Below are 13468 nucleotides of genomic sequence, written 5' to 3'. Positions count from 1 at the left end.
AAGTGTCCGCTCCTTATGACCCACACTTCTGCGAATTTCGCCAAAAGCGAATTGCAATCCCTAACAAGACCTGACACCTACCCCTGCAGGATTATGCAAGTATCACCTAATCATATCCGCGGGATTCTGATAGATATGGACGGCACCTTCGTCGACCACATCCAGACCATCACCCGCTGCTTCCAGTACGCGTGCCGCGAACTAGGCTTCCCCGAGCCCTCGACCGATAAGGTGAAACGAAGCATCGGAGGCTCCATGCCCGTCACCATCCAAAAATTCCTCCCGCCCGAACACGTCGAGGCAGGAAAGGAAATCTGGCGACGCCGCTTCGACGAGATCCACCTACAAGGCGTCGTCGTCCTGCCAGGAGCGTCCGAATTGCTCGACACCTGCCAAGCCACCGGAATCAAGGCAGCCATCTTCACAAACAAAACAGGCTCCCACTCCCGAGCCATCATCGCCAACGAAGGCTTCGACAGCCAGCTCGAGTTCGTCTTCGGCGCAGAAGACACGGCCTACCGCAAACCACAGCCTGAATTCAGCGCCGCTGCCATCGAGAAAATGCAACTCGAAGGCCAACAGATGGCCATGATCGGCGATTCCCCTTTCGATATCCATGCCGCACGCGCCGGAGGCATGCTCGCAATTTGCGTTACCACCGGCTCGCACACCAGAGAAGAACTCGAGTCCGAAGGCGCCGACCTCATCTTCGACTCCCTCTCCGAAGTCGCAGATTGGCTCAGACGGTAGGTACCGCGCAACGCGACATTTGAGGCGCTCAGCGGCGAAACACGTGCTTGCGCGCGATCCCCGTTTCGCCACGCTTGGCCCCACCTTGCCAGCCAAATCCCACAACCAAGAAATCCTCTCCGGCGTCCTCGAACGCATCATCTTCTTCAACGAAGAAAACAATTACACCATCGCGGAGCTCCGTCCGGGAGACGGCAGGGAAAAAACGGTCATCACCGGCCAGCTCGGCGGCGTCCAATGCGGCGAAACCCTCCGTATTCAAGGAACTTGGACCAAACACCCCACCCATGGCCCGCAATTCAAAATTGCCTCCTTCAAGTCCGAGCTCCCCGCATCCATCTACGGGATACGCAAGTACCTCGGCAGCGGACTAGTAAAAGGCGTATCCAAAGGCCTAGCCGAACGCATCGTACAACGCTTCGGCGACGACACGCTCCGCATCATCTCGGAAGACTCCGCCAAACTCCAAGAGGTCTCCGGCATCGGCAAACAACGGGCCCGCTCCATCAAAGAGGCCTGGGATGAACAAGTCGTTCAACGCGAGCTCTTCATCTTCGGCCAAACCTATGGACTCTCCCCAGCCCTCTGCCTACGCATGTACAAGCAGTTCGGCCCCGAAGCGACCAACATCCTCCGCAACGAGCCCTACCGCGCCGCTCGCGAAGTCCAAGGCATCGGCTTCAAAACCGCCGACAAGATCGCCATCAACACCGGCATCCCCAACGATAGCCCCCAACGCATCGACGCCGGCGTCGAATTCGTCCTGCAAGACCTGCAAGACGAGGGGCACACCGCCTTTCCGCTCGAGGAACTCAATACCCTCGCTTCGGAAACGCTGCAGGCCGACATCGAAATCATCCGCGCCGGGGTCGACCGCCTCCTAGAGTCCAAAGCCCTCCGAGCCACCGAAGCCATCAACGGCCACACCTACCTCCAGCTCCCCTACAACTTTTTCGCCGAAGAGAAAATAGCCCTATCCGTAAAGCGCCTCCAAGAAACGCCCAGCGGACTCCCCCCCATCAAACGCGACATCGCCGCCGATTGGGCCGAAGAAAAAGCGGGCTTTGAATTTGGGGACTCGCAAAAAGACGCCATCAAAGGAGCCCTCGCCAACAAAGTCTTTATCCTCACCGGAGGTCCCGGTACCGGCAAGACCACTATTCTCAGGGCAGTCGTATCCATCCTCAAAGCCAAAAAGGCCAAGATCCTACTCGCCGCCCCCACCGGACGCGCCGCACAACGCCTCGCCGAATCCACCGGAGCCTACGCCCAGACCATTCATCGGCTCCTCAAATTCGATCCCTCCGAAGGCGGCTTCGTCATGAACGAAAACAAGCCGCTTTCCGCAGACGTCGTCATTGTGGACGAAGCCTCCATGCTAGACGCCCGCCTAGCGGCCGCCCTGCTGCAAGCCATCCCTTCCCAAGCCCACCTCGTTCTGGTCGGCGATGTCGATCAGCTCCCCTCCGTCGGTGCAGGGAATATTCTAAAGGACCTCATCGCGTCACGAAAAATTAGATACGTCACCCTCGACGTCGTATTCCGCCAAAAGAAGTTCAGCTCCATCGTCCACTACGCTCACGCCATCAACAAAGGACAAGTCTCCCTTCCCGCCGCCCTCGAAGACGTCCGCCAACTCGATCCCAAAAAAGATTTCCAGTTCCTGTCCGCAACCGACCAAACCGACGCGGCCAATAAGGTAGCCCAAGTCTTCCAGACGTTCATCCGCGGAGAGCTTCGCCTCGATCCCGTTTCCGACGCCCAAACCCTAGCCCCCATGCACCGTGGCCTAGCCGGCGTCGGCAACCTAAATCAAACGCTGCAAGCCTCCCTCAACAAGAACACCGAAGCCATGCCCTTCGGCACCCTCAAATTCAAGGTCGGCGACAAAGTCATACAAACCCGGAACAACTACGATAAGAACATCTTCAATGGAGACATCGGCATCGTCACCGGCATCGACGGCTCAAACGGCCTAATCGACGTCGACTTCGACGGCATCCAAGCAACCTTCGACAAATCAGAGTTGATCGACCTCCAGCTCGCCTACGCCGTCAGCATCCATAAATCTCAAGGCAGCGAATACCCCGTAGTCGTCATACCACTACTCAAAGCTCACTTCATGATGCTGCAACGCAACCTGATCTACACAGCAGTCACCCGTGGAAAGAAAAAGATCATCATCGTGGGCGAGCCAGCAGCCTACGCCATGGCCGTGCGAAACTCGGACGCAAAATCCCGCTGCACGCTCCTCCAGGAGTTGCTCAGATAAGCCCCCAAACGGGCTAGAGCACTTTTCTTTTGAACAGTCGCACTTCACTTCAGGCATCTCAAAGTGGGAAGCGGCCTTGTGCCGCGATTCTCAGCGCCTAAACAAAAGAAAAATGCTCTAACTGGAAACTACACCTTCCGGAAGACCAACGAGACATTCGCCCCCCCAAAGCCGCTGCTATTGCTCAACGCAACGCTTGGACCTTCATCAAGGGTCTCACGAATGATATTCAGATCCTCAAACTCAGGATCGAGTTCGCGAATATGAGCCGAGCCTGGCGTAATCCCCTTCCGCAAACAGAGCGATACGATGGCCGCCTCCAAAGCGCTGGCCAGCGATAAACCGTGTCCGGTCAAAGCCTTCGTACTCGAAACCTTAGGCGAATGTCCTTGCTCGACGAATACCTTCTTCAAGGCACGCCCTTCGCTCAAGTCCCCCACATGAGTCGAGGTAGCATGGGCATTCACATAATCGATCTCGCCCGCAGCAATCCCACTCGACCTCAACGCTCTTTGCATCGCTTCAATCAAGCCGAGCCCTTCCGGGTGCGACATCGCGACATTGTGCCCGTCGCTCGCTTGGCCCCATCCAAGCAACTCCGCATAGGGAGTCACCCCTCTACGCTGTACCTCCTCTTCGCTTTCAAGGACAAGCACCGTTCCGCCTCCCGTACTGACAAAACCATTACGACTCTTATCAAACGGGCACGAAGCACGCTCCGGCTCCCCCTCCAAAGACAGCGCCCTCATCCCCGAGAACGGCAGCAAAGACTCGTCGTTCAAATCCTCCCCCGCCGCTACGAACATTCGCTTTTGCCGACCGAGAGCGATATCGTCGTAGGCATATCCAAGCGCATGTCCGGACGAGGCGCAGGCCGATGAAAATCCACACGAGTTCCCGCGAATCTTGAACTGCGCCACCAAATTGAAACTAAGCGTACCCGCGATCGAAGCGACGATGCCCGTCGGGGGACAACGCATCGGGCCAAGCTGGTGAAGGCGACTCGTATTCTGATGGATCAACCGCGCCGACCCAGCCGACGAGGTATAAATGCCAGTGTCCAGATTAGACACCTCCGCATCTTCGAGCCCCGCGCTCTCGATCGCCTGAGCCATGCAAGCGTGCAAATACGGGCCATGCGGCGGCAGAGACCGAAGCACATCCCGGCGAATCCGGTAAGGCTCAGGAAAGGTCCAATCCTCGAAATCGGCCGAGCTCACATCGAACCCTTTAACCGTACCCGCCAGCTTCACATCGCTCGGGATACTCGAATTTTGGGGACTGAAGGCTTCGAAGCCGTGCTTCAATCCACGTAAACTCTCTACAACCGCCGCCTCATCGTTCCCGATGCTGCTAACGATTCCGATTCCTGTAACAAATACTCGCTGAGCTCCCATTTCGCGTTCTGCGTTATCTCTGTGAGAGACAACACGATTCTCAGCGAAACAAGTCGAGCCTAAGCTTCCTCTTAAGCTTGTTCCTTAGGAGCAACGATCAGGGCGATCTCCTCTACGCTCGCAGCCTTCTCGCCATTGACCAGAATCTTGCCGGAGTAGACCACCATCGGATCGCGCCGACGCTTCAGCTCCACACTCAGCTCCAAGGTCTCGCCCGGCTTGCAAACGCGGTGACAACGAACGCCATCCGCCCCGGTGAAGAATATCGACTCTTCCGCCCCGTCCGCCTGCGACTCATCAGTCGCCAGAAAATGGAAAACGCCCAGCTGCCCCAACGCCTCGAGCATAATCGAAGCAGGAAAAACCGGATTATCCTTAAAATGCCCCTCCAAGAAATCTTCCTTTCCTGAAATAGCATACGTCCCGCTCGCGTTCTTGCCGTCGATCTCCGCAGTCTGGAGAAACAAAAACGGCTTCTGCTGCGGAAGTACCGCGGCAATCTGCTCGATCGGGTAAAACTTGCTCTTCGCAGTAACCTCTACCCCGGAAAGCTTGCCTGAGATGAAGCCCTTCAAGTCGCCCACCGTGCGCAGGTCCCAAAGCTCTTCGTTTTTAATACTCACCCCAAGCGATTCTTCTACCATCATGATGGCCTCGAACATGGTCAGCGAATCCATGCCCAGATCCTCCATGAACTTTACTGAATCATCACCATTTCTGAGCGTATCGATTACCTCCGGTTCCAGAAATCGCTCCACAATTCCAAGCACCACTGTCGGCACCAGCGACACGTCCCCACTCTGGCGAAAGGCGAGAGCGGCAGTGATCGTCTCTGGTGAACACCGTTTCAAGGTCTCCTTCAGGAGCTCTTCCGCGTTCGGTTCCGCGGGGCTTGCGCTTAGATTCGAATTGGTTCCCTCGTTTGACATGTAGAGCGTGAAAAATGGACCGACTGAGCAGCTTGTAAACAGCAAAAGCAGCCAGCGGACCACAAGTATAAGACCTGACGCCTGTTTCAAAAATGCCACATTGCGTTTCAAGCCCCAACAGGCCCCCCTTCCTTTTTAGATTGATTCCTCAAATCACATCCCCTGCTATCGCTCCGTCTCCAAGCCAAACCCCGCCTTGGAGCTGACGATAAAATGGAAGTAAACGCCAACGCGCCGATCCTGATACTCACACACGAGTTCGCTCCCACGAAAGGCGGGATTGCGACCTTCACGGAAGAGATCGCCCGGGCTGCCTCCAAGCTCGGACGCGCCGTAGAAGTCTGGGCGCCGCAAACCGAGGAAAAGTCAGAGCAAAACTACCCTTTTCGCATACGAAGACTCGACCTCAAAGGCAGCCAAGACCTCACCTGCCAAATCCGGCTCGCGATGGAAATGATCCGCGAGCGGCACCGCCTCCGCAACGCCATCCTCTACCTCTGCGAGCCTGGCCCCATCCTGGCCATGTGCCACCTCCAGTTCTTCAAGACCTTCAAGCCGGCCAAACTCATCCTGACCTTCCACGGCTCCGAGATCCAAACCTTCTACTCGCACCCCGGCAAACGCATGGCCGTCAACGCCCTGATCAAAAAGGCCGACCGCATCAGCACCCCATCGGAGTTCACCCACGGGCTACTCAAGCAACACTTCCCAGGAGCCAGACGCAAAACCTACCTCACCCCTTGCGCGCTTCGATCTGACTTCGCCGAACTGGAAGAGCGCTCCAGCCAAAGCTCGAAACGCGTGCACATCCTCACCGTCGGACGGCTCCACCCCCGCAAAGGGCAAGCCTTCATCCTCAACGCCCTACTCAAACTCCCCCGCTCCCTTCGACGCCAGATATCCTTCTGGGTCGTCGGCACCGGAAAGAAAAAGCACGGCTACGTGCAAGAGCTCGAGCGACTTGCCGATAAAGCGGACTTCGGAGTCACCTTCTTCGGCGACGTCTCCACCGAACAGCTGGAGGACCTCTACGCCCGCGCCGACATCTTCTCCATGACGAGCGTGAACTACCGCAAAAGCGTAGAAGGCTTCGGACTCGTCTACCTCGAAGCCGCGGCCCACGGACTCCCCATCATCGCCCACCGCATCGGCGGTGTCGCAGAAGCAGTCTCCCACGGCGAAAACGGAATCTTGGTCGAACCGGAAAACGGCAACGAACTCACCGAAGCCTTCGCCAAGCTGATCCAAAACAAGGAACTACGCGAAAAAATGGGCCGCAACGGCCGCTCCTGGGCACGCCGCAACACCTGGCTACAGTCGGCGGAACTACTCTTCAACCGCTGGGATATCACCATCGACCCAAGCGTCGACGATCTCGACGCCCCTTTGCGGCTCGCCGAAGGCGCCTAAAAAGAGCGCGAGCGTGCTTGTCACACGACTCCTCGGCCCCTTTCTTCCCTCCATGATCGAAAGCGTCTCCGAAATCCAAGTACGCTACGCCGAAACCGACATGATGGGTATCGTCTATCACGCCAACTACCTGCCTTGGCTTGAAATCGGACGCACCGAACTCCTTCGCGAAAACGGCCTTCCCTACAAAGAAATCGAAGACCGCGGACTCATGCTCCCGGTCCTCTCCGTAGACGTCCAATACAAACGGCCCGCCAAATACGACGACCGTATCACCGTTCACACCCGGATCAGCGAGAAGCCCTTCCTAAAAATAAAGATTCAATACGAAGTGAAGCGCGGCGAAGAACTCCTCTGCACCGCCTCAACCACCCACGCCTTCATGACCCCCGATGGTCGCCCCACCAAACCGCCCGCCTTCTTCCGAGACGCGATCGAATCAAAATTCTAGGTAGCGCGGCGCTTCAGCCCGCGTCCCCACCAGCCTGATACTCCTCCATCACGATGTCATCTTGCTCGCCCAAGCGAGCCTCCGCCAACAGCTCCTCAGTCTCAACTCCACAAAGCTGATACACCGCCCAAACGGCATGCGCGCGAACCAAAGCCTCTTCGTCCTTCCGAGCGAGTCGAAGCAACTCAGTCTTCACCTCGCTCAAAAAGCCCTCACATTCGTCATCCTCTTCCGGCCACCAGTCCTCTGATCTCAGCAAATTCCCTGCGGCGATACAGGCGTTGCGCTTCAACCCACGGTGCTTCGTACGTTTCACCGGCATTTTCCTGAACACTTCGCGAAAGGTTTCGATATCCATGCGAAGCAAGTCGAGCAGCCCCAAATCCGCGGCCGCATAACGAGCGTCTAGCAACTCCAATCGCCCCGCCTCCGCAAAACGATTCCAAGGACAAACGTCCAAGCATATGTCACATCCATAAACGCGTCCGCCAAACTTCGACCTCAGCTCGCGAGGAATCACACCCTTGTTTTCGATCGTTTGATAAGAGATACACTTTCGCGTATCCAAAATCCCAGGCTTCACAATAGCTCCCGTCGGACACGCATCCAAACAGCGGGTACACTTGCCGCACAGCAAACCAAGATGATCCGTCTTTTCCAAAGAAGGACGCGTCCGCTTTTTCAAGCCTCCATCCGCCTCGATCTCCAGCGGCACAAAAACGGTAGCGAGCAACAGCCAGTTGCCATGCTCCTTAGAGATCAACATCCCATTCTTCCCTTGCCACCCCATACCAGCCGCTGCGGCCCAGCCACGCTCCATGACTGGTCCCGTATCCGTGTAGTAGCGATACTCTCTCGGTCCAAGCCCAAACCGATCTTCCAGCAATCCGCCCAGCTCCTTCAACCCAGCCAACACAGTGTCGTGGTAATCCAAATACAGCGAGTATTTGGCAAATCCAGTCTGACTACGAGCGGTCTCACCTTCTGGGGGGAGATAATTGACCCCTAGCATGATCACCGAACAAGCCCCTTCTAATACAAAATCGGGATTCAGCCGCTTCTCGATCGAGCGGGCCAACCAATGCATATCCGCATGGAATCCCGCATCAATCCATTCTTGCAGGCGGCTGTCGGAAATCGGGCCCAAATCGGTGAACCGCACCGCATCAAAGCCAAGCGCTTGGATCGACTCGCGCAAGGCCTCCTTCTCCGCCCCAGCGATCATCGCCCCCATTGGCCGGCTTCAAGCTTGTAGGAGCGACACACATGTCCCACCACTTCGCTCACCGTACGGCCTTCGGTTAAAATGCAGCAATGCGCCTCACGATAGATAGGATCTCTCTTCGCCAAAAGCTTCTCGATCTCCGCCAGCGGATCTTCCACCTGCAGCAACGGCCGGTTCGAGTTGTGACGAGTGCGCTCGTAAATTCCCTTGGCTGTCGCCATCAACGAAAAGACCAAACCCTTCCCCTTCAGCACGTCCATCATTCCCGGCTGGACCGAGAGTCCCCCCCCACAAGAAACAAGGCAGCCCTCCCTCGCATGGCCCGAATCGACAAACGCGCGCTCCATCTCGCGAAATGCCGCTTCACCTTTTTCCGCAAAAATCTCCGGGATCGACTTCCCTTGCGCCGCTTCGATCGCGTGATCACTATCGATGAACTCCAAGCCCATGCGCTGAGCGACCTGGCGGCCGACCGTACTTTTCCCGGTCCCCATAAAACCCACGAGGTAAAGGTTTGGCTTATTGTTCATCTTCTTGCACCCAAAAGGTCCAAGCCCTCATAGTCTACCCAATTTTGACAAACCCTCCCTCCAGTCCCAAACACCACGACGCCATCATCTTCGGCGGAGGGCTAGCAGGCACCATCCTCGCCGAACGACTACACTCAGCAGGCAAGCAAATACTCCTCGTCAACGATCCCCAAAAGTCACGCTGCTCTCGAGTCGCGGCTGGTCTTATCAATCCGATCGGCGGAAAGCGCCTGAAACTGATCTGGCAGGCTGGCAAATTGATTCCTCACGCGAAGGCCTACTACCAAGAACTCGAATCAAAGTTCGGCAAGCAATTCTTCCACCCGCGATCCATCCACCGTGAGCTCGTAAACGATCAAGAGAAAAGCTTCTGGCAGAAACGCCTCGACGATCCAAATTACCAGCGTTGGGTCGGCGACTCAGCGGAAGACCACTTCACAATCCCTGAAGCCGGATACTTAGATACCAACACCCTTCTCGACACAATTCACGGCGAGCTTCAATCCCAAGACCGTCTGCTGTCTTCGAGCTTCAACTACGACGATATCTCGGTCACCGAGAGTGCAGTCGAATTTCGTGGACGAACCGCCAGACACGCTATTTTTGCCGAGGGCCACCTTGCCACAGGAAATCCTCACTTCCAGTTCGTCCCCTACAAACCGGCCAAGGGGATCATCGCCAGCATCAAACTCGTGGGAGCGTGCTTGTCACGCGATTCCAAGATCATAATCAAAGGGAAATTCATCGTCCCTCGTCACGACGGGATCATCCAAGTCGGCGCCACTTACAATTGGGATGACGCGAGCGATACTCCTGATGAGGCTGGAGTCGCCGAAATCGAGAGCTTCCTGAATCAACACTTCGGCCCCGGGAACTGGAGCTTCGAACAGATTCGAGCCGGAGTGCGCCCTGCCACCGCAGGAGCCTATCCTGTCGTCGGGCCTCATCCTGAAACCCCTCAAATAATCGCCTTCAACGGATTCGGCAGCAAAGGATCCCTTCAGATTCCCTACTTCGCAGGAGCTTTAAGCCAACACCTTCAGATCGCCTCCGCTGCCTCAACGGACACGCAGCTTCCAAGCGAAACGCTCCCCTCACGTTTTCTAAAAACAAAAAACAGCAAACCGAAACGCTGGATCGCCACCGAGGTAGCAAAAGCGGAGGTTCTCAAACACCTATCAAATGGCGACCTAGTCATAGATGCGACGGCCGGCAACGGTCACGATACTCAATGGCTAGCCGAATCAGTCACCTCCGAGGGACACGTATTCGCGTTCGACATACAGACGCAAGCGCTCGAAACCACGCGTCAACGCCTCGAAAAGCATCAACTCGACTCTCGCGTCACACTGTACCACGCCGGGCATGAGAACCTACTGGAAACCATCCCATCCGAATTTCATGGGAATATTTCCTCGATCGTTTTCAACCTCGGCTTCCTGCCCGGTGGAGACCCAACTCTGATAACCAAGTCGGACACCACCATCCAAGCTCTGAAGGCTAGCCTCCAACTCCTCAAGCCCGGGGGGCTTCTATCGATCACGCTCTACCCCACCCACTCGGGGGCCCAGGAAGAGGTAGAGCTTGTGCTCTCATGGTTCAACGATCTGTTCCCAGAAAAATTTTCGACCTACATGGAGCCACACCCTCAAGGCAATCCGCACTCCCCCTACCCGATATTTGTCAGAAAAAAGCCCTAGGAGGGCAACGCTCCGTCGTTGCCGCAGTGGTTTGAGTTAGTCTCCGCGGCAACGACAAGCGTTGCCCTTCCCCCAAACGGGTTCCCCATAAAAGAACACATTAGCGGGTCAGCCGGATAATCTCTTCCTCAAATTTCGGATACATCTTCAACAACTCATTTCGTTGCCCGATCTCGAACCCGGCCCATTCGAATCCCGGGGTCACAACACAGCTGATCAAGGACCAGTCAAACGTCCCTCCCTCAACAGGTATCCCGCCAAACCAACAACCAGCTTCAAACACCTGATGTGGCGAGTCCTGCCCCAAGAACTCGGTCCTACCTTTACCATCCGCATCGATGCGAAATACCTCAAACGCATCCCCATCGAGAAAGAAGAACTGCTCGACGGCATCCAAGCGATGCAAAGCCGAAAACTGTTCTCTCGTAAACAAAGCGTAGATCGTCGTGCAAATCGGCCGCCCAGCATCACCAGCTGCCCCAGTATGGATCCGTCGAAACCATCCCCCCTCCTCTGCGAGGGGCTCCAAGCCCAACTTCCGAATCACCTCGTCGACTTCTTCGTTCTTCATTCTAAATTCCTAATTCAGAAAAGCTCCCCCTGGTCCGGATTCTCGAGCAACGCGGGACAAAACGGAGCATAACGCTTCCGCCAATCATTCAGTTTTTTTATATAATACGTAGGATCATATCCCATCGAATCCTTGTCGTAACCGTCCACCGGATACGCTCTTTGCCAATCAGACGTTTGCCCTTTCTGCTTGGGCAAAATAAAGTAGGACACACGGTCCCCCATAGCCACTTCCCTCTCCATCTTAAGCGCCACTTCCAATGAAGCCCGACGCGGCTTCCCGCCTGCCTCGATCTTCTTCTGGTAAGCCTCAGGGTTTTGGCTCAGCACCTCCGACTTTGCGATCTGCCTTACCGGCATCTCTTGAGCCTCGATTCTCTTCTCTACATCGAGAGCTAAGCGAGCGGGATCGTCCTTGCTCGCTCCAAGCAAACAATAAATGAGCTTCCAAGTGAGATCCTTCAAAAACGGCTCGATTCCTCGCGATCGAAGCGCGGAACCTCGAATTGTCACCTTCTCCCCGTCAAACAAAGCGTAGTTCTTCGCCTTGTAGCAGAACATCGAACGGTACTTGCCATCGTATTCCAATTCGATCCCTTTCGGCAGTCCCTTCTGAGCTAGTCCCAACAGTTCCTCCTCGCGATCAAAGTACTCGCCGGCAGAGACATAGATACCATCCGTATCCGCTTCCAAAGGCTCACAGCCAGCGTTCTTAAAGAACTCAATTAGCGATTGCAAAATTTCGCGCCCCTTAGCCGTCACCTCAGCCGCTAAAGCCGCGTCGCCAAATCGCGCCCCCGAAAAGCCGAGGTATCCATAAAAGGAATTGATCAAGATCTTAAAGCTAGCCTGCCGAGCATTGTATTCGCTAGCCAATGACAAATCCTCCGTCTCGCGAGCCAGCTTCTTGTACTTCAAACGGTACTCCCGCAAACGCTTCAACATCGGGATGAACACACCCAAATGATCCCGCTTAGGATTTCGCCCGATCAAAAGCAGCAAGCTCGGATAAAGGGAAGCTACGTCAAAATGAAGCACGCGTTCGAACACCCCCTCTTCGAAGCTCGCCGTATAGCCACCCTCAAACGCGCTCACCTCTCCGGGAATCGGGCACGCCGCACGCGCATGGTAATACTCCTCCTGAAAAACCAGATCCACCTTGCTCGCCGATCCTCGGAGACAGGCCTCCTGCAAAGTCGTCGGGAACGCCTTCGCTTGCTCGAAATAAGTCGGCAATAAACGATCCGCCACCCCCTTCGTCTCTCTCAAATCATCGCGGAGGTACGACAAAAACGTCTCCCGGTCATCATCAAACATGTACTGGATCTTCGATCCCTCGATATAGGTTCGTTCCTCCCCCTCCTGAGACGTCACCCCGAAATACTTCGCCACATCCTTCAGGCCGTAGGACATCAGCTCGCGCGTGGTGATGTCGAAAATTTGAACCAACAAATAGGTATCCACCACCGAGCGCCCCGGGATGTCGCAACGCGTGTAGTCGATCATACGCTCGGCCACTCGGATCCGAGTCTTGCGAAACTTCGCCACCTGCCCATAGCGCCCCCAATTGACCGCCAGCTTGAAACGCTTCGCTCGGCGATGCAGATAGTCCAGGTCAAACTTGAAGATATTGTGCCCCTCAATCACGTCCGGATCCATCTCCTGAATACACTCGTTCAGCCGCTTCAGCAACGTGCGCTCACCGGCATCCGTTCGCTCTTCAAGAACGAGCGTCTCGACTCGTTCCCCACACTGGAGCCCTATCGCCAACACACGATCCCCTTTCCGTGTCGGGCTACTGAAACCACCCTCGACTTCACAAGCCGTCTCGATGTCCAGCTGCATCCGGCGAAGCTGAGAAAAGTGCATATCGCCAAACAGCCGCATCCGTTGCTCCATCAGGAACTGGCTTTCAAGCAACCGGATCCAGTCGATCGAACCACTGCGACCGTGCTGCTTGACGAAAGACTGATAACCCTCGAGCGATTGAAAGCGCACCAAATGGTCGTATTCGCCATCCCCCGACAACCGTTCCGCAATCAGTCCTTCTTCCGTCGCCCACGTATTCTCATCGCGTCCCCAAACAAAGGGGACAAACGGCTTTCGCTCCTCCTTACGGCTCCCGTCCGGAGTCGCCCAAGTCAAATGAGCCTCCCCCTCCGGGCCGATCCACACACCACACAGCGATTCCAAAATAGAAGCAGACATCCCCAACCGTAGCGCGGTGCTTCAGC

The 13468-nt window shown here is 55.9% G+C and carries 11 protein-coding genes; 5 read left to right on the top strand and 6 right to left on the bottom strand.

What is annotated here, in order from left to right; all coding sequences use genetic code 11:
* Positions 1 to 93 precede the first annotated feature (93 nt).
* Positions 94 to 750 (top strand): HAD family hydrolase, encoded by a 657-nt coding sequence (locus JIN87_RS28370; protein ID WP_234033544.1) that lies wholly within the window; start codon positions 94 to 96, stop codon positions 748 to 750.
* Positions 751 to 835: 85 nt separating this feature from the next.
* Positions 836 to 3022: an SF1B family DNA helicase RecD2 gene (recD2, locus tag JIN87_RS21125; protein WP_234033543.1), complete on the top strand. Its 2187-nt coding sequence runs from the start codon at positions 836 to 838 to the stop codon at positions 3020 to 3022.
* Between the two features lie 128 nt (positions 3023 to 3150).
* Here recD2 and JIN87_RS21120 read toward each other — a convergent pair whose 3' ends face one another.
* Positions 3151 to 4419, bottom strand: coding sequence for a beta-ketoacyl-[acyl-carrier-protein] synthase family protein (locus JIN87_RS21120; protein WP_200357614.1), 1269 nt, complete (start codon positions 4417 to 4419; stop codon positions 3151 to 3153).
* 71 nt (positions 4420 to 4490) lie between these two features.
* Positions 4491 to 5348: a phosphopantetheine-binding protein gene (locus JIN87_RS21115; RefSeq protein ID WP_200357613.1), complete on the bottom strand. Its 858-nt coding sequence runs from the start codon at positions 5346 to 5348 to the stop codon at positions 4491 to 4493.
* 213 nt (positions 5349 to 5561) lie between these two features.
* On the opposite strand from JIN87_RS21115, the gene JIN87_RS21110 reads away from it, so the two are divergent.
* Together JIN87_RS21110 and JIN87_RS21105 are read left to right on the top strand one after the other, a co-directional pair.
* Positions 5562 to 6758 carry a glycosyltransferase family 4 protein gene (locus JIN87_RS21110; protein ID WP_200357612.1) on the top strand — a complete coding sequence of 399 codons (1197 nt, stop codon included), beginning with the start codon at positions 5562 to 5564 and terminating at the stop codon, positions 6756 to 6758.
* Between the two features lie 13 nt (positions 6759 to 6771).
* Positions 6772 to 7209: an acyl-CoA thioesterase gene (locus JIN87_RS21105; protein WP_200357611.1), complete on the top strand. Its 438-nt coding sequence runs from the start codon at positions 6772 to 6774 to the stop codon at positions 7207 to 7209.
* Positions 7210 to 7222: 13 nt separating this feature from the next.
* Here the strand turns inward: JIN87_RS21105 and queG are convergent, their stop codons facing one another.
* Both queG and JIN87_RS21095 read right to left on the bottom strand, forming a co-directional pair.
* Entirely contained in the window at positions 7223 to 8443 is a 1221-nt protein-coding gene (queG, locus tag JIN87_RS21100; RefSeq protein WP_200357610.1) for a tRNA epoxyqueuosine(34) reductase QueG, read from the bottom strand.
* Positions 8431 to 8964, bottom strand: coding sequence for a shikimate kinase (locus JIN87_RS21095; RefSeq protein WP_200357609.1), 534 nt, complete (start codon positions 8962 to 8964; stop codon positions 8431 to 8433). The genes queG and JIN87_RS21095 overlap by 13 nt, the downstream gene beginning before the upstream one ends.
* A 44-nt stretch (positions 8965 to 9008) precedes the next feature.
* Between JIN87_RS21095 and mnmM the strand changes: the two genes are divergently transcribed.
* A complete protein-coding gene (mnmM, locus tag JIN87_RS21090; RefSeq protein WP_200357608.1) occupies positions 9009 to 10664 on the top strand; it encodes a tRNA 5-(aminomethyl)-2-thiouridylate-methyltransferase MnmM in 1656 nt (551 codons plus the stop codon).
* A 100-nt stretch (positions 10665 to 10764) separates the two neighbouring features.
* On the opposite strand, the gene JIN87_RS21085 is transcribed toward mnmM, so the two are convergent.
* A complete protein-coding gene (locus tag JIN87_RS21085; RefSeq protein WP_200357607.1) occupies positions 10765 to 11235 on the bottom strand; it encodes a cupin domain-containing protein in 471 nt (156 codons plus the stop codon).
* A gap of 14 nt (positions 11236 to 11249) precedes the next feature.
* Complete coding sequence (locus tag JIN87_RS21080; protein ID WP_200357606.1) at positions 11250 to 13442, bottom strand: DNA polymerase domain-containing protein; 2193 nt, start codon at positions 13440 to 13442, stop codon at positions 11250 to 11252.
* Between the last annotated feature and the right edge of the window lie 26 nt (positions 13443 to 13468).

Origin of the sequence: Pelagicoccus mobilis, assembly GCF_016595505.1 — a bacterium.
Taxonomy (GTDB): Bacteria; Verrucomicrobiota; Verrucomicrobiia; order Opitutales; family Opitutaceae; genus Pelagicoccus; species Pelagicoccus mobilis.
This window is presented reverse-complemented; position numbering and strand designations above follow the sequence as displayed.